This window comes from Chromobacterium sp. FG89, from assembly GCF_057808735.1.
On record NZ_JBMDIQ010000014.1, the window covers coordinates 1 to 23,647 of the forward strand.

General features: G+C 62.8%; 22 protein-coding genes and 1 tRNA gene. 3 read left to right on the plus strand and 20 right to left on the minus strand.

What is annotated here, in order from left to right:
- The first annotated feature begins 119 nt into the window (after window positions 1-119).
- Window positions 120-206: transfer RNA gene (locus tag ACODRW_RS14665), tRNA-Leu, on the plus strand.
- A 51-nt stretch (window positions 207-257) separates the two neighbouring features.
- Here ACODRW_RS14665 and ACODRW_RS14670 read toward each other — a convergent pair.
- The 17 genes from ACODRW_RS14670 to ndk form a co-directional block, all read right to left on the minus strand.
- The gene (locus tag ACODRW_RS14670) at window positions 258-1,649 is read right to left on the minus strand and encodes an MFS transporter (RefSeq protein WP_488906065.1); all 1,392 of its coding nucleotides are present in this window, start codon (window positions 1,647-1,649) and stop codon (window positions 258-260) included.
- Window positions 1,650-1,752: 103 nt separating this feature from the next.
- Entirely contained in the window at window positions 1,753-2,802 is a 1,050-nt protein-coding gene (locus ACODRW_RS14675; RefSeq protein ID WP_488906066.1) for an oxidoreductase, read from the minus strand.
- Window positions 2,803-2,904: 102 nt separating this feature from the next.
- Window positions 2,905-4,200, minus strand: coding sequence for an adenylosuccinate synthase (locus tag ACODRW_RS14680; protein WP_488906067.1), 1,296 nt, complete (start codon window positions 4,198-4,200; stop codon window positions 2,905-2,907).
- Between the two features lie 34 nt (window positions 4,201-4,234).
- Complete coding sequence (locus tag ACODRW_RS14685) at window positions 4,235-5,386, minus strand: ATP phosphoribosyltransferase regulatory subunit (RefSeq protein ID WP_253315651.1); 1,152 nt, start codon at window positions 5,384-5,386, stop codon at window positions 4,235-4,237.
- Between the two features lie 126 nt (window positions 5,387-5,512).
- Window positions 5,513-6,394 carry a protease modulator HflC gene (gene hflC / locus ACODRW_RS14690; RefSeq protein ID WP_081547400.1) on the minus strand — a complete coding sequence of 294 codons (882 nt, stop codon included), beginning with the start codon at window positions 6,392-6,394 and terminating at the stop codon, window positions 5,513-5,515.
- 3 nt (window positions 6,395-6,397) lie between these two features.
- Complete coding sequence (gene hflK, locus ACODRW_RS14695; RefSeq protein ID WP_227104357.1) at window positions 6,398-7,612, minus strand: FtsH protease activity modulator HflK; 1,215 nt, start codon at window positions 7,610-7,612, stop codon at window positions 6,398-6,400.
- Entirely contained in the window at window positions 7,599-8,729 is a 1,131-nt protein-coding gene (gene hflX, locus ACODRW_RS14700; RefSeq protein ID WP_107798561.1) for a ribosome rescue GTPase HflX, read from the minus strand. The genes hflK and hflX overlap by 14 nt, the downstream gene beginning before the upstream one ends.
- Window positions 8,730-8,826: 97 nt before the next feature.
- Window positions 8,827-9,084, minus strand: coding sequence for an RNA chaperone Hfq (gene hfq / locus ACODRW_RS14705; RefSeq protein WP_039756760.1), 258 nt, complete (start codon window positions 9,082-9,084; stop codon window positions 8,827-8,829).
- 89 nt (window positions 9,085-9,173) lie between these two features.
- Complete coding sequence (gene der, locus ACODRW_RS14710) at window positions 9,174-10,601, minus strand: ribosome biogenesis GTPase Der (protein WP_107798560.1); 1,428 nt, start codon at window positions 10,599-10,601, stop codon at window positions 9,174-9,176.
- 13 nt (window positions 10,602-10,614) lie between these two features.
- Window positions 10,615-11,754, minus strand: a complete 1,140-nt coding sequence (gene bamB, locus ACODRW_RS14715; protein WP_488906068.1) for an outer membrane protein assembly factor BamB — start codon at window positions 11,752-11,754, stop codon at window positions 10,615-10,617.
- 4 nt (window positions 11,755-11,758) lie between these two features.
- A complete protein-coding gene (locus ACODRW_RS14720) occupies window positions 11,759-12,388 on the minus strand; it encodes a YfgM family protein (protein ID WP_488906069.1) in 630 nt (209 codons plus the stop codon).
- Window positions 12,389-12,402: 14 nt separating this feature from the next.
- Complete coding sequence (gene hisS, locus ACODRW_RS14725; RefSeq protein WP_488906070.1) at window positions 12,403-13,674, minus strand: histidine--tRNA ligase; 1,272 nt, start codon at window positions 13,672-13,674, stop codon at window positions 12,403-12,405.
- A gap of 56 nt (window positions 13,675-13,730) precedes the next feature.
- Entirely contained in the window at window positions 13,731-15,014 is a 1,284-nt protein-coding gene (ispG, locus tag ACODRW_RS14730) for a flavodoxin-dependent (E)-4-hydroxy-3-methylbut-2-enyl-diphosphate synthase (protein WP_107798556.1), read from the minus strand.
- Window positions 15,015-15,027: 13 nt separating this feature from the next.
- The gene (locus tag ACODRW_RS14735) at window positions 15,028-15,957 is read right to left on the minus strand and encodes a RodZ domain-containing protein (RefSeq protein ID WP_488906071.1); all 930 of its coding nucleotides are present in this window, start codon (window positions 15,955-15,957) and stop codon (window positions 15,028-15,030) included.
- 2 nt (window positions 15,958-15,959) lie between these two features.
- On the minus strand, window positions 15,960-16,703 hold the full coding sequence (pilW, locus tag ACODRW_RS14740; protein WP_227104368.1) for a type IV pilus biogenesis/stability protein PilW: 744 nt from the start codon (window positions 16,701-16,703) through the stop codon (window positions 15,960-15,962).
- Window positions 16,700-17,794, minus strand: a complete 1,095-nt coding sequence (rlmN, locus tag ACODRW_RS14745; protein ID WP_019104100.1) for a dual-specificity RNA methyltransferase RlmN — start codon at window positions 17,792-17,794, stop codon at window positions 16,700-16,702. Before rlmN ends, pilW begins: the two co-directional genes overlap by 4 nt.
- 101 nt (window positions 17,795-17,895) lie before the next feature.
- The gene (gene ndk, locus ACODRW_RS14750) at window positions 17,896-18,321 is read right to left on the minus strand and encodes a nucleoside-diphosphate kinase (protein ID WP_107798554.1); all 426 of its coding nucleotides are present in this window, start codon (window positions 18,319-18,321) and stop codon (window positions 17,896-17,898) included.
- A gap of 137 nt (window positions 18,322-18,458) precedes the next feature.
- On the opposite strand from ndk, the gene ACODRW_RS14755 reads away from it, so the two are divergent.
- Complete coding sequence (locus ACODRW_RS14755) at window positions 18,459-19,256, plus strand: SPOR domain-containing protein (RefSeq protein ID WP_235087360.1); 798 nt, start codon at window positions 18,459-18,461, stop codon at window positions 19,254-19,256.
- A gap of 270 nt (window positions 19,257-19,526) precedes the next feature.
- On the opposite strand, the gene tdh is transcribed toward ACODRW_RS14755, so the two are convergent.
- The 3 genes from tdh to ACODRW_RS14770 form a co-directional block, all read right to left on the minus strand.
- Window positions 19,527-20,552 carry an L-threonine 3-dehydrogenase gene (gene tdh / locus ACODRW_RS14760; protein WP_107798552.1) on the minus strand — a complete coding sequence of 342 codons (1,026 nt, stop codon included), beginning with the start codon at window positions 20,550-20,552 and terminating at the stop codon, window positions 19,527-19,529.
- Between the two features lie 49 nt (window positions 20,553-20,601).
- Window positions 20,602-21,801: a glycine C-acetyltransferase gene (locus ACODRW_RS14765; protein ID WP_235087358.1), complete on the minus strand. Its 1,200-nt coding sequence runs from the start codon at window positions 21,799-21,801 to the stop codon at window positions 20,602-20,604.
- Window positions 21,802-21,999: 198 nt separating this feature from the next.
- Window positions 22,000-22,722, minus strand: a complete 723-nt coding sequence (locus ACODRW_RS14770) for a substrate-binding periplasmic protein (protein ID WP_235087355.1) — start codon at window positions 22,720-22,722, stop codon at window positions 22,000-22,002.
- A 119-nt stretch (window positions 22,723-22,841) separates the two neighbouring features.
- Here ACODRW_RS14770 and ACODRW_RS14775 point away from each other — a divergent pair, with 119 nt between their 5' ends.
- Window positions 22,842-23,549, plus strand: a complete 708-nt coding sequence (locus tag ACODRW_RS14775; RefSeq protein ID WP_235087353.1) for a peptidoglycan DD-metalloendopeptidase family protein — start codon at window positions 22,842-22,844, stop codon at window positions 23,547-23,549.
- The last annotated feature ends 98 nt before the right edge of the window (window positions 23,550-23,647 follow it).

The window sequence follows — 23,647 nt, forward strand, 5'->3', positions numbered from 1 at the left end:
TTCAGGTCCTAGCGCCCGCAAGGGTGTGGAAGTTCGAGTCTTCTCTTGGGCACCAACAGTTTCAACGGCTCCGATGATGTTTATATCGTAGTCGAGCAGCAAAACAATTTAAGTTTTATGCCCAGGTGGCGGAATTGGTAGACGCACTAGGTTCAGGTCCTAGCGCCCGCAAGGGTGTGGAAGTTCGAGTCTTCTCTTGGGCACCAATAAACCCCCGTTGATTTATGATCAACGGGGGTTTTGCATTTTCCCCCTTCTCAGCGCGAAGCCATCTCTTCGCCAGCGCGCGGATCCAGCGAGGCGAACATCAGGCTGGACAACATGGTCAAGGCGCCCATGATGGCGAAAGCCCAGGCGAAGTCGACCACGGTCAAGCGCACATGTCCCTGCAACAGACTCACCCCCTGCACGACGAAGGCCCCCACCGTCACCCCCAAGCCCGCCGCCAGCTGCTGCGCCACCCCGGAAAGACTGGTGGCATGACTCATGCCGGCCGGCTCAACCTCGGCAAAAGAGATCGCGTTCAGGCTGGTGAACTGCAAGGAGCGAAGACAGCCGCCCAGCACGAAGACCAGCAACATCCAGACATAGCTCGGCGCCTCGTAGAACAACGCGTACGCGGCGATGGAAAGACCCGCGAGCACGCTATTGGCCATCAAGACCCGGCGAAAACCGTAGCGCCGCAAGATGCGCATCACCAAGGTCTTCATGAAGATGGCGCCCACCGCGGTGGAACAGGTCAACAAGCCGGAGACAAAGGGATTGAGGCCCAGACCCAATTGCAGCATCAGCGGCAGCAAAAAAGGCGTGGCGCCAATGCCGACGCGGAACACGAAACCTCCCACCACGCCGGCATGAAAGGTCGACAGCCGCAGCAAGGACAAATCCAGCAAGGGATGAGCTGTGCGGCGGTAATGCAGCAGATAAAGCCACAGCAAGCCCACGCCTGTCGCCGCCAGCACGACGGACCATTGCGCCGAGACCAAATGCTTGCCCTCGGAGGCCAGGCCAAGCATCAGCAAGGACAGGCCCACGCCGCTCAGGGCAAAGCCCAGCCAATCCAGCGGCGGCACGTGTTCGTCCTTCAAGTCTTCGATATGACGCCTTGCCAGCACCCAGCCGAGCACACCGATCGGGATATTGATCAAGAATATCCAGCGCCAATGCAGATAGGTGCTGATGAAACCGCCCAAGGGCGGTCCAATCACCGGCCCCAGCAAGGCGGGCATCGTCAGATAGCTGAGCGCCCGCACCAAGTCCGCTTTCGCGGTGGTGCGCAGAATCACCAAGCGCCCCACCGGCACCATCATCGCTCCGCCTATGCCCTGCACAAAGCGCGCCAACACAAAGCCGCCCAATGTATTGCTGAGCGCGCACAATACGGAACCCGCGACGAAAACGGCGATGGCGGCGCGAAAAATACGCCGCGAGCCGAAACGGTCCGCCATCCAACCGCTGATAGGAATGAACACGGCCAGACTGACCAGATAAGACGTCAGCGCCAATTTCAAGCCAATTGGATCCACCAATAGATCGCGCGCGATCTCCGGCAAAGAGGTGGAAATCACGGTGGCGTCCATGTTTTCCATGAACAAGGCGGTGGCCACGATCAACGGGGTCACCATGCCGGCGGCGAGCTTGAGCTGCATGACGATCAAACTTCTGGAAATGGAAACAGCAGTGTAGCACCCGCCGCCGCCGGAACGACGGACCTGGGCCGCGCAAATGATGTCGAAGGTGAAACGGGCTCGCTCAAGCCTCCGGCAGGCAAAACAGGCGCCGTCCCTCCCGCGCGCTCCTCTCCCCCAACTCCAGCAAGGCCATCACCTGACACGCCTCCCGCGCCGTCACCGGGTTGGCGCCCAAGCCCCGCGCGGCAAGCGCCACCGCCCGGTAATAATCTCGATAATCGCCCGAAGGGGACGGCCGAGTTTCGTTGAGGGCTTCATCGTCCCGCTGGCGGTACAAGACGCCGGGCGCAAGGTCCGCGCCCCAGCCCGCCTCGCCGGGGCGGCCGCCCCGCTTCAAGCACTCCTCCTGGCCGTCCAGGCCGAACTTGACGTAGCTGGCGAGCCCGCCGTGCAGACTAAAGCGCGGAGCGCCGCCGCTGACCAGGCAAGAGGCATGCAAGACCGCCTGACACTCCCCATATCCCAGCTGAACGTGAAAGTAATCCGTCGCCTGCGCGCCGACCCTTTGTTTGGACAAGCTCGCATAAATCGTCTGCGGCCAGCCCAGCAACTGCAGAACCTGATCCAGCAGATGCGGCCCCAGGTCGTACCACAGCCCCGCACCCGGCTGGTCCTGTTCGCGCCAGCGCGCGCGCACCTGCGGCCGGTAACGATCGAAGTGGGACTCGAAATGGCTGAGCGGCCCCAACTCGCCGCTGGCCAGCAAGGCCTTGAGCGCCAGAAAGTCCGCGTCCCAGCGCCGATTGTGGAATACCGACAACAGCGGGCCGCCCGGCCGCTCCGCCATCAGGCACAACTCCCTCGCCTCCGCCTGCGTCACCGTGAACGGCTTGTCCACCACCACGTGCTTGCCGGCCTTCAAGCTCGCGCGCGCCTGCGGATAATGCAATTGGTTGGGACTGGCGATAACGAGCATATCGATAGCCGGATCGGCCAAAGCCCGCTCCAAATCGGCCAGCACCGGCACTTGCGGCCAATCGGCCCGCACCGCGTCCGGCCGGCTGCTGACCACGGCCGCCAGCCGCAACTCGGGCACCGCGGCGATCAAGGGCGCGTGAAAAGTCTTGCCGGCGTAGCCGTAGCCCACCAAGGCGACATTCAATGGCTGCATTTATATTGCCTTCGGAAACCAGAATCCAAACAGTCTACGCCCGCCGCGGGCATGAAAAAACCCGCCTTGCAGGCGGGTTTCCGTCGATGGGTCGAATCGGGCTTACAGACCGAAAGGATGACGCATCACAATGGTTTCTTCGCGGTCCGGACCAGTGGAGATAATGTCCACCGGCGCGCCGCACACTTCGGCGATGCGGGTCAGATAAGCCTGAGCGTTGGCCGGCAGGTCTTCCCAGCGCTTGGTGCCGAACGTGCTTTCGGTCCAGCCCGGCATGGTTTCATAAACCGGCACGCACTGGCTGACCGCGTCGGAACCAAACGGCAGGATGTCCACTTTCTCGCCGTCCAGGGTGTAGCCCACGCACAGCTTGATCTCTTCCAGACCATCCATCACGTCCAGCTTGGTCACGCACAGACCGGACACGCCGTTGATCTGGATAGAGCGCTTGAGCGCGGCGGCGTCGAACCAGCCACAGCGACGCGGACGGCCGGTCACCGAGCCGAACTCGTTGCCGCGCTTGGCCAGGAACATGCCGATCTCGTTTTCCTGCTCGGTCGGGAACGGACCGGAACCCACGCGGGTGGTGTAGCCCTTAACGATGCCCAGCACGTAGTTGAGCATTTGCGGAGCCACGCCAGCGCCCGGTGCCGCGGCGCCGGCCACGCAGTTGGACGACGTCACGTACGGATAAGTACCGTGGTCGATGTCCAGCAGTGTGCCTTGCGCGCCTTCGAACAGCAGCGGAATGCCCGCCTGGTTCATGTCGTACAGGGTGCGGGACACATCGGCCACCATGGGCTTGATGCGCTCGGCCAGTTTCAGGGTGTCGGCCAGGATGACGTCGAAACTCACCGGCTCGGCCTGGAACAACTGGGTCAGCATGAAGTTGTAGTATTCGACGTTTTCCTTCAGCTTCTCGGCAAAGCGGGCGGTATCGAACAAGTCGATCACCTTCAAAGCGCGGCGCGCCACCTTGTCTTCATAGCAGGGGCCGATGCCGCGGCCGGTGGTGCCGATCTTGCCTGCGCCCTTGGCGGCTTCGCGCGCCTGGTCCAGAGCGACGTGGTAAGGCAGGATCAGCGGGCAGCCTTCGGAAATCTTCAGGCGGGCGGCGACATTCACGCCGGCGGTTTCCAGCTCGTCGATCTCTTTGAGCAAGGCTTCCGGAGACAACACCACGCCATTGCCGATGAAGCACTCGACATCGTCGCGCAGAATGCCGGACGGAATCAGGCGCAGCACGGTTTTCTTGCCGCCCACCACCAGAGTGTGGCCCGCGTTGTGGCCGCCCTGGAAGCGAACCACGGCACGCGCGTGGTCGGTCAGCCAGTCAACGATCTTGCCCTTGCCTTCATCACCCCACTGGGTACCGATCACGACAACGTTCTTGGACATTGGAAAAAACCTCTTCTTCAGTCAGATTCAAAAATCAGTTAAATGAAACCACATGCCAATCCGAGCCGTCCGAAGTCAGCTCGCGATCGCAATTCAAGGCCTGGGCGGACTCGCCCAGATAATCAATCACCACCATTTCGCCCGCTGCGCGCAGACGGGCCACTTCAGCCCGCGCCTGCGGCCAGTGCCTGGCGGCCAGGCGGATGCCCCTGACCGAGCCTTGCTCCGGCAGGATGCGGATCAGGTCGCGCAAATCCAGACTGAAGCCGGTGGCCGGCCGGGCGCGGCCGAAACGACGACCCACATTGTCGTAGCGGCCGCCGCGCGCCAGCTCTTCGGCCCAGCCCTCAGCATAGGCGGCGAACAGCAGGCCGTTGTGATACTGCGTGCCGCGCAGTTCGGTCAGGTCGAAGCTCAGGGCCACCCGGCCCTCCAGCGCCTTGGCCACAGCGGACAGCTGCATCAGGCCAAGCTCCACCTCGGGCAAGGACGGCAGACGGGAACGCGCCCGGTCCAGCTCCTCGATCGGACCATAGAGCTCCGGCAAAGCCAGAAAAGCGCTGCGGTACGGTTCGGCCACATCGCGGACCAACTCGCGGATGCTGGCCACGTCCTTGCTCTGCAGCTTGGCGAACAACGCCCGGCTGGCCTCCGCCGACAAACCGGCGGCGGAAGCGATGCCGCGATAAATCGCCATATGGCCGATGTCCAGCCGCAGACCGGACACTCCGGCGCGCTCCAAGGCGCCCAGCATCAACTCAATGATTTCCAGGTCGGCCTCGATGCCGGCGTAGCCGTACAGCTCCGCCCCCACTTGCAGCGGCTCGCGGGAGCCGGCCAGGCCGTCCGGCCGGGTATGCACCACGCTGCCGGCGTAGCACAGCCGAGTCACGCCGGTGCGCTCGCCGAGCAAGTGCGCGTCTATGCGCGACACTTGGGGCGTGATGTCGGCGCGCAAGCCCATTTGCCGGCCGGACAACTGATCGTCCAGCTTGAAGGTCTTGAGCTCGAGCGAAGCGTCTTCCTCGCTGACCAGCGAATCGATGTACTCGATCAGCGGCGGCAACACCAACTCGTAGCCCGCCACGCGAAAGCCTTCCAGCATCGCCGCCTTGGCGGACTCCACCTGGCGCGCGGTGGCGGGCAGAATATCCGCGATGTATTCCGGTAACAGCCAATTACGCATGATTCTTTTCAACAGAATAAAAGGCGGGAAGCGTCCCGCCTTGTTATCAGCAAACTGGCCAGGTCGCCCCGGCCAGTGTTCCATACTCGATTGTCTTGCGCGGCGTCTTCCGCCTGCCTTGGCCGCTTACTTGGCCTTGGCCGCTCCCGACTGCGGGTTCTTGAAGTACTTGAAGAACTCGCTGCTCGGCTCCAGCACCAGGACGTCGCTCTTGTTCTTGAACGACTCCTTGTACGCGTCCATGCTGCGCCAGAAAGCGTAGAAGTCCGGGTTCTTGCCGTAAGCCTCGGCGTAAATCGCCGCCGCCTTCGCGTCGCCCTTGCCCTTCAGCTCCTGAGCCTGACGATACGCTTCGGCCAGCACCACTTCGCGCTGCTTGTCCGCTTCGGCGCGGATGCGTTCCGCGTCCGCGGCGCCCTCGCTGCGCAACTGGCTGGCGACGGTGCGGCGCTCGGACTGCATGCGATCGAAGACCGAACTGCTTATTTTATCCGGAAAATCGACTCGTTTTAAGCGCACGTCGAGAATTTGTACGCCTATTTTACGCGCATCCGCGTCCGCGCGCTTGCGAACCGTATCCATCACCTGATCGCGCTTGCCGGAAATGACGTCGGCAACCATCTTTTGGCCGAATTCCGCGCGCAACCCGTCATTGATGGTCTGTTTCAAACGCGCCACAGCGGCGGCCTCAGAGCCCACGCTCTTGTAAAACTGCTCAACGTCCACCACGCGCCATTTGACGAAGCTGTCCACCAACACGTTCTTTTTCTCGCGGGTGTTGAACAGTTCCGGCGCCTCGGCGTCGATGGTCTGCACGCGGCGGTCGAAGTAACGCACGTTCTGCAGCAGCGGCACCTTGAACTGAATGCCCGGCTCCTTAATGATGCGCACCACTTCGCCAAACTGGAAAACCAGCGCGTATTGGCGCTGATCCACGGTGAACAGCGACAGGCTGGCAACAAATAGCACACCGGCTATGGCAACTACAGTCGGAATCAGTCTATCCATTGCTTATCGCTCCGCCCCAAAAAAATCACGCCCGCGGGTCACGTCCCGCCCCCCTTTGGCATTGCCGGCCTGAGCGGCCGGCGCAGCCGGCTCCGTCTGCTGCGGAACCGCGCTGGCGGCGGGCGCCGCCGCGCCGGAAGCGCCCGGATTGCTCTGCTGGATCAGCTTGTCCAAAGGCAGGTACAAGAGATTGTTGCCGCCCTTCTGGTCCACCACCACCTTGGTGGTGCTGCTCATGATCTGCTGCATCATGTCCAGATACAGACGATCGCGCATGACCTTGGGCGCTTTGTTGTATTCAGACAACACTTGCTTGAAGCGCGAAGCGTCGCCTTCCGCGCGGGAAACGACTTTCTGCTCGTAGGCTTCGGCCTCCTGCTGCAGGCGCGCGGCCAGACCCTGGGCCTTGGGCAGCACCTCGTTGGCGTAAGCCAGGCCTTCGTTGCGCAGCTTGTCCTTGTCCTGACCGGCCTTCACCGCGTCGTCGAAGGCCGCCAGCACTTGCTCGGGCGGCTGCACCGCGTTGATGTTGACCTTGGCGATGCGCACGCCCAGCGAATAACGATCCAGCACTTCCTGAATCAGTTTCTGGGTTTCCACCGCGATCTGCGTCCGCCCTTCGTTCAACACGAAGTCGACCTTGTTGCGGCCCACCACTTCGCGAATCGCGGTTTCGGTCGCCTGCTTGACGATGTCCTTGGCGTCCCGCTCGCGCGAGGCGTTGTTGAACAGGAAGGCGCGCGCGTCCTTGATGTCGTACTGCACCGACAATTGGACGTCGATGATGTTCTGGTCCGAAGTCAGCATCAGCGACTCTTCCGCCACTCGCGTCTGGGCGGTGTTGCGGTAGCCCACTTCCACGCTGCGCACCTCGGTCAGGTTCACGATCTCCACCTTTTCAATCGGGAACGGCGCGTGCCATTGCAGGCCCGGCTCGGTCACCCGGTTGAAGCTGCCCAGGCGCAGCACCACGCCTTGCTCGCGCGCGTCCACCACGTAGAAACCGCTGGCCAGCCACAAGGCCGCCAATACGCCCACCACGGCGATGGCGCCGCCCTTGAACGGCGGTTTGACGCCGGACGCGGGACTGCCGCCGGCGCCGCTGCCTTTGGCGCCCAGCAGCCGCGACAGCTTCTGATTTAGGTTGCGGAATACTTCATCGAGGTCCGGCGGCCCTTCATTGCCTCGGCGGCCTCGGTTAGGGTCATTCTGCGACATGCTCGTAATAGTCTTTATGGTTGTTTTGGGAAGGATGCACGCATTCGGCAATCGCCGCGCGCAAGAGTTCCAAGCCGGCCCCGGTCAGGGCCGAAACCCGCACCGAAACCGGACGACCCGCCGCGTCGCGCTCGATCTCCGGCTCCATCTCGCGCAGATCGCATTTGTTCCAGACCAGCAGCTGCGGAATGCCGTCCGCGCCGATCTCGGCCAACACCTTGTTGACCTCCTCGATCTGCACGTCGCGCATATCGCTGGAGCCATCCACCACGTGCAGCAGGAGATCCGCGCGCACGGTTTCCTCCAGTGTGGCGCGGAACGCCGCCACCAGGGTGTGCGGCAGATCGCGGATAAAGCCCACAGTATCCGAAATCACGATGGATGTCTGGTGATTGAGGAACAGCTTGCGGCTGGTGGTGTCCAGCGTGGCGAACAATTGGTCCGCCGCGTAGATGCGCGCCTTGGTCAGCGCGTTGAACAAGGTGGACTTGCCCGCGTTGGTGTAACCGACGATGGACACCGAGGCGATACCGGCCCGGCCGCGCCCCTTGCGCTGGGTATTGCGCTGCTTTTGCACCTGGGCCAGCCGCTCTTTCAGCGCCTTGACGCGGATGCCGAGCAGCCGGCGGTCGGTTTCGAGCTGGGTTTCGCCGGGGCCGCGCAAGCCTATGCCGCCTTTCTGGCGCTCCAAGTGGGTCCAGCCCCGCACCAGGCGGGTGGACATGTGCGACAGCTGGGCCAGTTCGACTTGCAGCTTGCCTTCGTGACTGCGCGCGCGCTGGGCGAAGATGTCCAGGATCAGGCTATTGCGGTCGATGACGCGACACTGCAGCGCCCGCTCCAGATTACGCTCCTGGCCAGGCGCCAAAGCATGGTTGAATATCACTACATTGGCATCGGTGGCGCGCACCAGCAGGCCGATTTCCTCGACCTTGCCCTTGCCCGCGAACAGCGCGGCGTCCGGGCGCTGCCGCTTGCCCTGCACCACGCCCATCACCTCTACGCCGGCGCTCTTGACCAGCTCGGCGCACTCGGCGATGTTTTCCTGGTAATCGGCATCTCCAAAATCCAGACAGACCAGAACCGCCTGGTCGCCTAAGTCGGGACGATCAAACACTATTCGGAAACCATAGTTGGGGCGCAAAAGATAAAAGGCCGACAAGCCGCGCCGGTTTGGCGCGGCCGATCGGCCCGGTCACAAGCACAGCAACGCTTTAGGCGTCTTGCTGCTCCTGCTTTTGCACCGGGTGTTCATGGGGAAGATTGACCGGACGGGCGGGCACGACGGTGGAAATGGCGTGTTTGTACACCATCTGAGTCACCGTGTTTTTCAACAGCACCACGTACTGGTCAAAGGATTCTACCTGACCCTGAAGTTTAATACCGTTGACCAGGTAGATGGACACCGGCACATGTTCCTTACGCAGGATGTTCAGGAACGGGTCTTGTAACATTTGCCCTTTAGAGCTCATTCGTTATTCTCCGAATCGTTGATTGTTGTATTAACTGAACCTTACAGCCCGGTTGTCTGCTTATTATTAGCAGAAAACATCCCGGCGTACTATTTTTTACTGCTGCTGCCCTTGCCGCTCTTGCCGTAACGCACTTCTTTTTCGCGTCCGCGCATCTTGGACATCGGCTTGGGCTTGGCTCTGGACTTCTCCTTGCCGTCGTCGGTGTCGAACGGATTCTCCGAAGACTTGTACTGTACGCGCAGCGGCGTGCCCTGCAGCTTGAACACCTTCCGGAAGGTATGTTCCAGATAGCGGGTATAACTGTTCGGCACCGCATCCAGCGCATTGCCGTGCACCACGATGATGGGCGGGTTCTGGCCGCCTTGGTGCGCATAGCGCATTTTCGGGCGGATCAAACCGGAGCGCGGCGGCTGCTGCCGCTCCAGCGCCACTTGCAGCACCCGGGTCAGCTTGGGCGTGGCCAGCTTGGCCATGGCCGCCCGGTAGGCCTCGTCGATGGACTTGAACAAGTCTGCCACGCCGCGGCCTTCAATGGCGGAGATGTAATGGAACTTTGCAAAATCCAGGAAGTTCAGCTTGCGCGCGATCTCGCGACGCACCGTTTCCTTTTGCTCCCCGTCCAGGTTGTCCCATTTGTTCACCGCCACCACCAGCGCCCGGCCCGCTTCCAACGCGAAACCCGCGATGGTGGCGTCTTGCTCGGAAATGTCCAGTTGAGCGTCCAGCACCAGCACCGCCACGTTGGCGTCTTCGATCGCCTTCATGGTCTTGATCACCGAGAACTTCTCAAGCATCTCGCTGACCTTGGCCCGGCGACGCACGCCCGCGGTGTCAATGATGGTGTAGGTATGGCCATCTCGCTCAAAATCAATATATATGCTGTCACGAGTGGTGCCGGCCTGGTCGAAGGCGATGACGCGCTCCTCGCCCAGGATGGCGTTGACCAGGGTGGACTTGCCGACGTTGGGCCGGCCGATCACCGCGAACTTGGGATGGCGCGAGGCTTCTTCTTCCACTTCTTCCGGGAAGTCCGCCAGCACCAGTTCCATCAATTCGCGCACGCCGTCGCCATGGGCGGCGGAGATCACCAGCGGCTCGCCCAGCGCGAGTTCGTGGAACTCGGCGCCGGCGATGGCGTGCCGCATGCCTTCCGCCTTGTTGACGGCGAGGAAGACCGGACGCTGCAGCTGGCGCAGACGGTTGGCGATGATTTTGTCTTGCGGCGTCAGGCCGTTGCGGCCGTCCACCAGGAACACCACGGCATCGGCTTCGTCCACGGCCTGCAGCGTCTGCTTGGCCATTTCGAACAGAATGCCTTCGTCCACCACCGGCTCGAAACCGCCGGTATCAACCACAAGATACGGCTTTTCGCCCACGCGGCCATGGCCATAGTGGCGATCGCGCGTCAGGCCGGGCTGGTCGGCGACCAGGGCGTCGCGGCTGCGGGTCAGCCGGTTGAATAAGGTCGACTTGCCCACATTGGGGCGGCCGACCAGAGCTACGGTAGGTTTCATGAGTACTGCTTTATTATCCCAAAGTCAGCATCGCCAGACGGCCGTCCTTGCCTTGCATCAAGGCGGACGAACCCAGCGACACCGGTTGATTGGTCAGGGCGGGCCCGACCTTGACTCGGCCCACGATGCTGCCGCTCTCATTGGATAGCAGATGGGCGTAACCTTCGCCATCTCCCACCAGCACAAAGCGGCCCAACAGAGCGGGGCCGGTGACGTCCCGATATTTCAGGTCGTCGGTTTTCCAAATATTGCGGCCGGTGCCGCGATCAAACGCCCAGACCGAACCGTCTTCCGCGCTGACGTAGACATTGCGGCCGTCCACGGCCAGGCCGCGGCTGGACGAGATTTCGCGCGCCCACAACAGATTGCCGGAACGCGCTTCGAAGCAGGCCACGCGCCCCTGATAGGCGACCGCGCACACCTGACCGGCGTCGAAGACCGGCCGCGAAGTCACGTCGGTCATCCGTTCCAGTTCGGTGGCGCCGCGGGGGTTGGCCACCGCGCCCTGCCACAAAGCGTTGCCGGTTTGCGGGTTGACGATGTCCAGGCGGCCGCCGGCCTGCCCCACCATCACCGCCTCCTTGCCCACCGCCTGCATCGAGCCGTTGTTGCGCACGGTCAGCTGCGGCAGCACATTGCCGCTGGACCACAGCTGCTTGCCGCCTTCGCTCAGAGAGAAGCCGGTCAGGCGCGCGTCGTTGGTGCGCACCAGCACCATATCGCCGGCCACTTGCGGCCCCTCCAGCATCAGGCTGGTCAGCGGCTGCTGCCACAGCACTTTGCCGCTGGCGCGCTCCACCGCCAGCAACTTGGCGTCCTGAGTGCCCACCAGCACCATGTCGCCGGCCACGGCGACGCCGGCGCTCAGCTTGCGCTTCAGATCCACGTCCGCGCTGACGCGGCCGCTGAGGGAGTCGATGCTGCGCACGCGGCCGTCGGCGTCGGCGCTCACCACTAGGCCGTTGGCGTAGACCGGCAGGAAGCCGGCGGCCGGCGCGGCCTGTCCCGTCGTCCATTTGACCTCTAGCCCTTGCAAGGGCTTGATCGCGACGAGCGGGGTGGGCTTGAACTGGGTATTGCTTTCAAACCAGCTGGCGCAGCCGGCCAGCAAGGAGGAGGACAGCACAGCGGTCAGCAACAATTGGCGGCGCATGCGATCAGCCTCCCAGCGCGTCGAGTTTGGTCTGGATGAACTGGCGATTCGGGGAATCGCCCACCAGTTTGGCCAAAGCGGATTTATAGGCGTCGCGCGCGGCGGCGGCGTCGCCCTTGGCGACCAGCACGTCGCCCTTCAAATCCAGGAACAGCGCGTCGAAGCCGGCCGGATGCGCCTTGTTCAGTTCGGCGATCGCCGCATCGTAGGTTTTCTGGTCCAGCAACAGGGAGGCCAGACGCAGTCGCGCGATGGCGCTTACCGCTTCGTCCTTGCTATTGGCCAGCACCCATTCCAGCTGGCTCTTGGCCAGCGCGAGCTCGTTCTTGTCGAAGGCGGCCTTGGCCAGAATCAGCGAGCCGCGGGTGGCGTAGGCCGAAGAGCCGAAGTCGTTCTGCAACAGCGTCACCGCGGACTTCAGCTTGGCGATGTCCTTGGACGCCACCGCCGCGTCGATGTTCTCGTAAGCGGCCGCGGCTTTCTGCGCCTGCTGCTCCTGGTAATAGCGGTAGCCCTTGAAGCCCAGATAGGCAATGGCGGACGCCGCCAGCACGCCGGCGATCAGCTTGCCCCACTGCTGCCAGAAGGCCTTGATCGAATCAATCTGTTCCTGTTCCTGCAAGTCGAACGCCATTGCGCCCCTCTCCCTTAAGCTTTCAGTGAGATCAGCGTGGCGGCCACCGCTTCCGCCGCCACAGTGTGTTGGTCCATCTCGGCGCGCAGCGCCTTGATCACCGCCTGACCCGTTTTTATTTCATCTTCGCCAACGATGACGGCGAACTGCGCGCCGCAGCTGTCGGCTTTTTTCATTTGCGACTTGAAGCTGCCTTCGCCCAAGTGCTGCACCACCGACAGACCGGCGGCGCGCAAAGTCTGCGCCAGCTTCATCGCGTACAGCCCTGCGCCCTCGCCCTGGTTCACCAGGTAGACGTCGACGCTGCGTTGCGCCGGCAAGAGCTGCTTGTCCTGCAATAGCAGCACCACGCGCTCCAGGCCCATGCCGAAGCCGATGCCGGCCGCGGGCTTGCCGCCCAGTTGCTCGATCAGGCCGTCATAGCGGCCGCCGGCGCAAATCGTGCCTTGGGCGCCCAGCTCGCTGGTCACCCATTCGAACACCGACTGGTTGTAGTAGTCGAGCCCGCGCACCAGACGCGGATTCTCCACGAAGTCGACGCCCAGTTCGCGGATCATCGCCTTCCAGCCTTCGTAATGCGCGCGGGACGCCTCGCCCAGGTAGTCGGACAGCTTGGGCGCCTCGTCGGCCATCTGCTGCAGCGCCGGGTTCTTGGTGTCCAGCACCCGCAGCGGATTGCTGTACATCCGGCGCTTGCCGTCTTCGTCCAGGATGTCCACATGCCGTTCCAGATAGGCGATCAGCGCCTGACGGTGCGCGGCGCGCTCTTCCTGGTTACCCAGAGAATTGATTTCCAGGCGCACATACTGGGACAGGCCCAGGCGACGCCACAGATCGGCGGTCATCGCGATGATTTCGGCGTCGATATCCGGACCGGCGAAGCCCAGCGCTTCCACGCCCATCTGGTGGAACTGACGATAGCGGCCCTTCTGCGGACGCTCATGGCGGAACATCGGCCCCATGTACCACAGTTTCTGGGTGGCATTGTACAGAAGGTTGTGCTCGACCACCGCGCGCAGGGTGCCGGCGGTGCCTTCGGGCCGCAGCGTCAGGCTGTCGCCGTTCAGGCTGTCGATGAAGGTGTACATCTCCTTCTCCACCACGTCGGTGACTTCGCCGATGGCGCGGACGAACAGCGGCGTGGTTTCGACGATGGGGGTGCGGATATTCTGATAGCCGTAGTCGGCCAGCAGTTCGCGCAGCTTGCCTTCAAAGAACTCCCACTGATAGGACTCGGCCGGCAGCACGTCATTCATGCCTTTGACCGCTTGATATTTTTGAGCCATTGCTTGTTTTCTTGTGTATCGCTTGAATCAGTGCCCGGTCATTGCGCCAAACGCGCTCAAACGCCTACCGGACGAATCGGAATGGTGCGGCTCCCGCCCTCGCGGCGCTTGGCGCCGCCTTCGCCGTAACGGCTTTGCACATAGCGATCAACCAAGGCCGTGAACTCGGAGGCGATGTTGTCGCCCTTGAGGGTAACATCCTTTTGACCGTCGACGTAAACCGGCGCCACCGGCACTTCGCCGGTGCCGGGCAGCGAGATGCCGATATCGGCCAGCTTGCTCTCCCCCGGGCCGTTGACCACGCAGCCCATCACCGCCACCTTCATGTCTTCCACGCCCGGGTATTGCAAACGCCATACCGGCATCTGCGTGCGCAGATACGTCTGAATCTGATCCGCCAGCTCCTGGAAGAAGGTGCTGGTGGTGCGGCCGCAGCCCGGACAAGCGGTCACCAGCGGGGTAAAGCTGCGCAGGCCCATGGTCTGCAGCAACTCCTGCGCCACCACCACTTCCTTGGTGCGCGCCTCGCCCGGCTGCGGCGTCAGCGAGATGCGGATGGTGTCGCCTATGCCTTGCTGCAGCAAGATCGCCAACGCGGCGCTGGAGGCGACGATGCCCTTGGAGCCCATGCCGGCCTCGGTCAGGCCCAGGTGCAGCGGGAAATCGCAGCGGCTGCCCAGATCGCGGTACACGGTGATCAGGTCCTGCACATTGCTGACCTTGCAGGACAGCAGGATCTGCTCGGCCGGCAGCCCCAGTTCCATCGCCTTGTCGGCGGACTCCAGCGCGGAAACGATCAAGGCTTCGCGCATCAGCCGCTCCAAGGGCAGCGGCTGGGCGACGCGGTTGTTGGCGTCCATCATTCTGGCCAGCAAAGCCTGATCCAGGCTGCCCCAGTTGACGCCGATGCGCACCGGCTTGCCGTATTCGATGGCGGTGCGGATCATGAAGGCGAACTTGTCGTCGCCCTTGGCGCCCTTGCCCACATTGCCCGGATTGATCCGGTATTTGGCCAGCGCGCGCGCGCAATCGGGATATTCCTTCAGCAGGCGATCGCCGTTGAAATGAAAATCGCCGACCAAGGGAACGGCACAGCCGGCATCGTCCAGCCGTTGGCGGATTTCCGCCACCTTGGCCGCCGCCTCCGGCGAGTTGACGGTGATGCGCACCAGTTCCGAGCCGGCTTCCGCCAGCTCCAGCACTTGCCGCACCGTGGCCGCCGCGTCCGCGGTGTCGGTGTTGGTCATGGACTGCACCACCACCGGAGCGTCCGATCCTACAATGACATGCCCCACCCTAGCCTGCAGGGTGGGGCGTCGCGCGATGTTCACGCTATCCATTCGCTACCTTGAATTACTTGAGTTCCAGCTTTGCCGTGGTGCCGCGGATCTTGTCCGTGAGGTCCACCGCTTGGCCATTGAAATTCACCGCCACTTGCGAGGCGTTGCCGATCACCAGTTTGAACGGCGGCGTACCGACCGCTTCCTGGGTGCTGCCCGGCTGCAAGGTCTGGAACACCAGCTTCTTGCCGGTGGCGTCCACCACCGACACCCAGGCTTCCGCCTCCTTGACCGTCAACACCAGCTTGCCGCTGGCCGCCGCCACGCCGGCGCTGGCCTGCGGTTTGGCGAGCGGCGGCGCCGACAGGACCGGGGCGCTGGCCACGCTGGCCGCCTTGACCGGCTGCGGCGCGGAGGCCGGAGCGGGCGCAGGAGCGACAGCCGGCGCCGAGGCGGGCGTCTCCGCGACGAAGGCGGCGGGAACGGAAGCCTCGCCCGTCGGCGCCGAAGACAGTTCGGTCGCCATGGCCGAGGATGCGTCCTCGGCCGCCCGGCCTTCGCCGCCACGGCTGCTGGCCAGCCACGCCACGCCGCCGCCCAGCGCCGCCGCCACCAGCAAGCCTACGATCCATTTGCCGGAAGATCCGCCCTCGTCCGACGCAGGCGTCTCGCCGGAATGCCCGGGCGCCTCGTGCGCGCCGTCGCGCACCAGATTGGCCACGTCGTTGACCGCGGAAGGAAACTGCCTGTCCAGCGCATGCATCAACGGTTCGGGGTCAATCTGCAAAAAGCGGGCGTAATTACGGACAAAGCCGCGCACGAAGGTCGCGCCCGGCAAGATTGTGAAATCGTCGCGTTCTATCGCCTCCAGCTGCCGCATCGACAGTTTCAGCCTATCCGCGACTTCCCCCAAGCCCATGCCTGCCGCCTCTCGGGCGGCTTTCAGCCGGGCGCCGACGCTGGAACCCGTCGGTTGTCCCTGTTGTTCGAATTGTTGCTCCATCCTCAGCTTCCACTCAACAGCAGTTGTGTTTCTTTGGAATCCGGATAGCGGTTCTTGAGCGCGACGGAACATTCGCTCTCCAACGCCCTGTTGCCGCTTTTGCGTCCGATCTGCACGCCAAGCCACAGGTCGTCGGCTTGCAGCGCCGCGCCCTTGCCCATCCGTTCGAAATAGAAAGCAGCCAATTTGGCATTACCCAGCCCAAGATGCAACTGTGCTAATTCCCGCAACGCGGGCGCGAAATTGGGCGCGGCGCGCAGCGCCGCCAGCAAGTAATCATTGGCCTGCTCTTGATTGCCGGCCTTGGCGCTGCAATGCCCCAGGTTCAAATAAGCCGTCTGAGGCGAATCATACAGCGGGTTGGCCAGCGCTTTCTGAAAATAGGACAAAGAATCCTGCAGCCGGTTTCGGTCGCACAGAAACAAACCGTAATTATTGTTCGCTTCCGGGTTGTTTGGATCCAGTTGCAGGGCTTTGCGGTAATTGGCTTCGGCGGGCCCTTCTTCGCGCAGCTGGGTCAAAACATAGGCGCGGGACACATAGGCCGGGACATAGGCCGGGTCCGCGGCGACGGCCAGATCCGCCGTTTCCAGCGCCACTTTGTAGTTGCCGATCTTGGCGTATTCGATCGCCAGCTGGCTGCGTATCGTCGCCAGCTCGCGCGACGTTTCAGGATCGGCGGCAAATGCGGTTGAACTCACAGCCATCCATAAGCAGGCCATCAACCCCATTTGCCGTATCGTCATTGCTTATTGTCCTCTACGAGCTGCATCCATTTGGCTTGACGGCGGGTTTTGTCCATCACCTGGCCGGCCAGCTGGCCACAGGCGGCGTCGATGTCGTCGCCGCGCGTTTTCCGCACCGTCACCACATAACCGCGCTCCTGCAGAATTTCGCGGAACGCTCGAATCGCATTATTGCTGGAACGCTCGTAACCCGAGTTCGGGAACGGATTGAACGGTATCAGATTGAACTTGCACGGCACGTCCCGCACCAGTTCCAGCAGTTGGCGAGCATGTTCCGGCCTATCGTTGACACCGTCAAGCATCACGTACTCGAAAGTGATGAAGTCGCGCGGCGCCTTTTCCAGATAGCGCTGACAGGCCGCCATCAGCTGCGCCAGCGGGTATTTCTTGTTTATAGGCACAATCACGTCGCGAATGGCGTCATTGGGCGCGTGCAGCGACACCGCCAGCGCCACCGGGCATTCTTCGCGCAGCCTGTCCATCTGCGGCACCAGGCCGGAAGTGGACAGGGTCACGCGTCTGCGGGACAAGCCGTAGCCGTGGTCATCCAGCATGATCTGCATCGCGCTGACCACATTGTCGAAGTTGGCCAGCGGCTCGCCCATGCCCATCATTACCACATTGGACACCACGCGTTCGTTCTTGGGCGTAACGCCCATCGCCTTATTGGCCCACCACAGCTGACCGATGATTTCCGCGGTGGACAGATTGCGGTTGAAGCCTTGGCGGCCGGTGGAGCAGAACGTGCACTCCAGCGCACAGCCTACCTGGGATGACACGCACAAGGTGCCGCGTTCATCCTCGGGGATGAAGACGGTTTCGACGCCGTTGCCGGTGCCTACGTCGAGCAGCCACTTGCGGGTGCCATCACTGGACGCCTGCCCGGTCATCAGCGAGGGGACCTTTACTTCGGCGCGCTCATGCAGCTTGGCGCGCAGGCTCTTGGCCAGATCGGTCATCGCGTCGAAGTCGGCTTCCGCCATCTGGTGCATCCAGCGCATCACTTGCTTGGCGCGAAACGGTTTCTCGCCCATTTCGGCGAAATGCCGGGTCAGCTGGTCCAGATTGAAGTCGAGCAGGTTGGTTTTCATGCATTCCTCGGGATAAAGCAAAGGCGGTGTGGACGACCGCCTTTTAGACGGAGCCCGTCCATGACGACGGGCTCCGCAAACAACGGAGTACTCTTTAGAGATTAGCGGGCGCTGATCTCGGATGCAGCAAAGAAATAAGCCACTTCGATCGCGGCGTTTTCCGCGCTGTCGGAACCATGAACGGCGTTGGCGTCGATGGAGTCGGCGAAATCGGCGCGGATGGTGCCGGCTTCAGCCTTCTTCGGATCGGTCGCGCCCATCAGTTCGCGGTTTTTCAGCACGGCGTTCTCGCCTTCCAGCGCCTGGATCATCACCGGGCCGGACACCATGAAGTCAACCAGGTCCTTGAAGAACGGACGTTCTTTGTGCACGGCGTAGAAGCCTTCGGCTTCGGCGCGGGACAGTTGCTTCATCTTGGCGGCCACGATTTTCAGGCCGGCGGATTCGAAACGATCGTAGATTTTGCCGATGACGTTTTTACCAACGGCGTCCGGCTTAACGATGGACAAGGTGCGTTCAATTGCCATATAAATTCTCCCAAACATCAAGACAAGTGGCTAAACTTGAGTATTATGCAGCCACTCGGGTTACCCAATTTTGACGAACCCGATATTTTAGCAGTGTTTTCAACCATGTGCTGCACATTTCTCAAGTCTCACGGACCATGCGCGAACAAAATCAACAAGACCCCGACAAGACCGGCGGCGAGGCCGAACTCAACAGCAAACTGAAAAAGCGTTTGCTGATCGCCGGCGGCCTGGTCGCCGTGGCGCTGGCCGCCATTCCGCTGACCGACAGTTTCAACAAACCCAAGGTGGAAATGACCGCCAGCAGCCAGAGCCCCAGCTCCGGCAAGATCATCAAGCCCGCCTCCGCCCCGGCGGAAGCGCCGCCGGCGCCCGCGCCCGCCAGCGCGCCGACGGCGGAAAGCAGCGCGCCCGCGACGGAGCCCGCCGGCGCGCCGCAAGCGCCCAGCGTAGCCAGCCCGGCCAGCCCGGACCTGGACAAGACTCCGGCCGTGGTCAACAACCGCCCGCCGGTCCATGCCGCCGCGCCGGCACCGGCGCACGAGCGCGCGGCGGCGAAAGCGCCTCCCGCGCCAAGCGCCGCAGCGGCTCCGCCGCAGACGGCAGCCGCCAAAGCCGCGCCGGCCGAAGCCGTCAAGGCCGCCCCGCCCGCCGCCGCCATCGCGGCGGACAAGCCCGTCGCGCCGGTCAAGGAAGCCCCAGTCAAGGCCAAGCCGGCCGGCAGCTCCATCGGTTATCAAGTCCAGCTGGGCCTGTTCTCCAGCATCGGCAATGCCGAAAAGCTGGTGAAGGAGCTGAAACAGCACGGCATCCCGGCCCACACCGTCACCCGCGTGCAGGTCGGTCCGTTCAAGAGCCGCGCCGAAGCCGACGAAACCATGGAGAAGTTGCGCGGCCTGGGTTATGCGCCCTTGCTGGCGCCCGCCGGACAATAAGACGAAATAAAAAAAGCCCTCTCCGCAATGCGGAGAGGGCAAGCTCTGAACTCACTCAAACAATCGGAACGGAACGCACCGCCGCGCGCGGCGCGGCCCAAGCCGCGAAGACCGGCCAGCGGCCCTCCGCCCCATCCCTTTTGTCAGCGCATTCTCGCCGGCCGGCCCCCAAGACTCAAACAATCTCAAAGCAGGCTCAAGCCGCACCCCCCATGTGAAAAACCCTCTTCGCCGGCGAAGAGGGTTGATGCGTCCAATCCTTTCCGGCCGTCAACTCCAGTCCAGAATCACCTTGCCGCTCTGGCCGGACAACATGGCGTCAAAGCCCTGCTGGAACTCCGCCACCGGGAAGTGGTGGGTGATGATGGGGGTGATGTCCAGACCGGACTGGATCAGGGCCACCATCTTGTACCAGGTCTCAAACATTTCGCGACCGTAGATGCCCTTGATTTCCAGGCCCTTGAAGATGACGTGGTTCCAGTCGATGGCGGTGTCGGCCGGGGGAATCCCCAGCAAGGCCACTTTGCCGCCGTGGTTCATGGTGTCCAGCATCTGACGGAAGGCCTGCGGGTTGCCGGACATTTCCAGGCCGACGTCGAAGCCCTCGCTCATGTGCAATTCGGCCATCACTTGCTTGAGGTCCTGCTTGGCCACGTTCACCGCGCGGGTCGCGCCCATTTTGCGCGCCAGTTCCAAGCGGTATTCGTTGACGTCGGTGATCACCACGTGGCGCGCGCCGACATGGCGCGCAATCGCCACCGCCATGATGCCGATCGGACCCGCGCCGGTGATCAACACGTCCTCGCCCACCAGGTTGAAGCTGAGCGCGGTGTGCACCGCATTGCCGAAGGGGTCGAAGATGGACGCCAGATCGTCGGAAATGTCGTCCGGAATCGGGAAGGCGTTGAAGGCCGGAATCACCAGATACTCGGCGAACGCGCCCTCGCGATTGACGCCCACGCCGAAGGTGTTGCGGCACAGGTGGCGGCGGCCGGCGCGACAGTTGCGGCAATGGCCACAGGTGATGTGTCCTTCGCCCGACACGCGCTGGCCAATGCTGAAGCCCTGCACTTCCGAGCCGATGTCCTCGATCACGCCGACGTATTCATGGCCGACGTGCATCGGCACCGGGATGGTTTTTTGCGCCCAATCGTCCCAGTTCCAGATATGAATGTCCGTTCCGCAGATCGCGGTCTTGCGAATACGGATCAATAGATCGTTGTGGCCGATTTCCGGCTTGGCCACATCGGTCATCCACAGGCCGCGCTCGGCCTTCAGTTTGGATAATGCTTTCATTGCTGTTCCTATCCGCCGCGGCGCCCTCTTGGGCGCGCGGCGCTACGCCTCAGATCACGCCGAGCTCGCGGCCCACTTTGATGAAAGCCGCCACCGCCAGCCTAACCTGTTCTTCGCTGTGGCGCGCCGACATCTGGGTGCGGATACGCGCCTTGCCCTTGGGCACCACCGGGAAGGAGAAGCCGATCACGTACACGCCCTCTTCCAACAGCTTGGCCGCCATCTCGCCCGCCAGCCGCGCATCGCCCAGCATCACCGGCACGATGGGATGCTGGCCCGGCACCAGGGTGAAGCCGGCCGCGCTCATTTCCTGGCGGAACACTTCGGCGTTGTGGCGCACCTTGGCGCGCAGCTCCGCGCCTTCCCCGCCCTTGAGGATGTTCAGCACTTCCAGGCTGGCGGCGGCGATGGCCGGGGCCAGGGTGTTGGAGAACAGATACGGACGCGAACGCTGACGCAGCAGATCGATGACGGCTTTGCGGCCGGACACATAGCCGCCGGACGCGCCGCCCAGGGCCTTGCCCAGGGTGCCGGTGTAGATGTCGATGCGATCGGCCACGCCGCACAGCTCCGGCGTGCCGGCGCCGCTGTCGCCGATGAAGCCGACGGCGTGGGAATCGTCCACCATCACCAGCGCGCCGTGGCGTTCGGCCACTTCGCACAGGGTTTTCAGATCGGCGATGATGCCGTCCATGGAGAACACGCCGTCGGTGACGATCAGCTTGAAGCGCGCGCCGGCCTGCTCGGCGGCGACCAGCTGCGCCTCCAGATCGGCCATGTCGTTGTTCTTGTAACGGAAGCGCTTGGCCTTGGACAGGCGCACGCCGTCGATGATGGACGCGTGATTGAGCTCATCGGAAATCACCGCGTCTTCTTCGCCCAGCAGGGTTTCGAACACGCCGCCGTTGGCGTCGAAGCAGCTGGAATACAGAATGGTGTCGTCGGTGCCCAGAAAGCCGGAAATCGCTTGCTCCAGGTCCTTGTGCACTTGCTGGGTGCCGCAGATGAAGCGGACCGAGGCGCAGCCGTAGCCGAAGTCGTCCATGCCCTTCTTCGCCGCCTCGATCAGGCGCGGGTCGTCGGCCAGGCCCAGGTAGTTGTTGGCGCAGAAATTCAGCACATTGCTGCCGTTGCTCAAGGCGATGTCCGCGCGCTGCGGCGTGGCGATCACGCGCTCGGGCTTTTCAAAACCGTCGGCGCGAATCTGCGCCAGCGTGGCTTCTAGGTGGGCTAAGTAGGTTCGGTTCATGACTGTCCTTGTCCAGGGATGACAAAAGAATCACCATTGCGCCGCCGGATCCGCGGCGACTCAAAAACTGGCACCATTCTAGCCCAGCCATTTCACAGCCATCAGTGACAGTTCAATGCGTTTTTCCAAGATACTGTAACCTTGATAAATTAATACGAACCAACACTGTCACCATAAAATACCGCACGACAACTATCGTCACTTCAAATATTTGGCGATGATTTTTTCCAGCTTCCCGCTTTCGCGCAATTGCTGAAACGCCCTGCTCAGCCTCAGCGCGGTCGCATCCGACATTTTCGGACTGCAGGCCAGATAAATACTGGTGGTTTGCACCTGCAAGGCCTCGCGGATGCTGTCCGTCGGCGTGCCCACCTGTTTGATGGTGTAGTTGGCCACCACGTCATGCACCGCCCAGATGTCCGCCACGCCCGCCGCCAGTTCGCGCTCGGCCTCCTCCGGCGTAGGTCTGACCGAATACCCTATATTGTTTTTTTTCAGATACTCCGCCAACGAGGAGCCCAGCAGCACCACGACGCGCTTGCCCTTGGCGTCGTCCAGCGAGTTCAAGACCACGGGATGATGCGTATTGATGAACAGGGATTGCTTGCTTTCCATCACCAGCCCCACCCAGCGATACATTTTCTCTCTCTCCGGGGAGCGGGTAAAAGGCATCAGGCAGCTGTCCGCGTCTTGCTGCACCTGCATTTGGGCCCGCTTCCAGGGGATCTCCGGCATGCGCACGCCCAAACCAGTCAGTTGCAGCGCCTGGGCCACCGCCTCTGCGGCGATGCCGCTCAATTTGCCGCCCTCTCCTTTCAACACCAGCGGCGGATACTCCACGCTGTAGACGGAGAGCGTCGACGGCTCCGCCGCCAACGCCGCCATGCACCACAAGCCGCTTATCGCCCACCCCAGTTTCATCCCGCACCTCCGCCCGATGCCCATGCCCGTCACAGTCCTTAACATGATTTTTAGTCCAGCCGCCGGCGTTTGCGCACAGAAACCGCGCAGCCGCGGGCTGCGATGCTAAAATCGGCGCCATGTCCTTGCGCGTCCGCCTTATTTCCAGCTCCCTGTCCCTGCTGCTTGCCGCCTGCGCCAGCACCTCGCAACCCGCCGCGGTGGAGTCCGCCGGCTTTTACCGCGTCAAACCGGGAGACACCCTGTTTCGCATTGCCCAGAACCACCGGGTCAGCGTGGCGAACCTGGTGCGCTGGAACGGGCTGAAAGACCCGGGCAGCATCAATGCAGGGCAATTGCTGCGCGTATCGCCCCCCGGCGGCTCCGCGCAAGCCTCCGCCAAGCCCGGCCGTCCGCAGCCCAGCCGGCCCGCGGCCAAGCCTTCCGCCTCCGAGCCCAGCAAGCCCGCGCCTCGGCCGACGGCCAATATCAAGCTGATCTGGCCGGCCAAGGGCCCCGTCATCGCCAAGTTCAACGGCCAGGGCAGCAAGGGCATCGACATCGCCGGCGAGGCGGGCGCCCCCATCCGCGCGGCGGCCGGCGGCAAGGTCACCTACTCCGGCAAAGGCATCCGCAGTTACGGCAATCTATTGATCATCCAGCATGACAATGCCCACCTCACCGTCTATGCTCACAATCAGTCCTTGCTGGTCAAGGAAGGGCAAGCGGTCAAGGCCGGCGACACCATCGCCACCATGGGCAGTTCCGGCACCACCCGGGTCAAGCTGCACTTTGAACTGCGCGTCCGCTCTTCGGCGGTCGATCCCCTGCCCTATCTGACGGACTGAGCCGCACGGCGGCGGAGCGCTTGTCAGCGCCGGCGGCGTACGCGCAAAATACATTCCTTATCTGATGCGCAACCTATCGCCCGGACAGCACGGTTTCC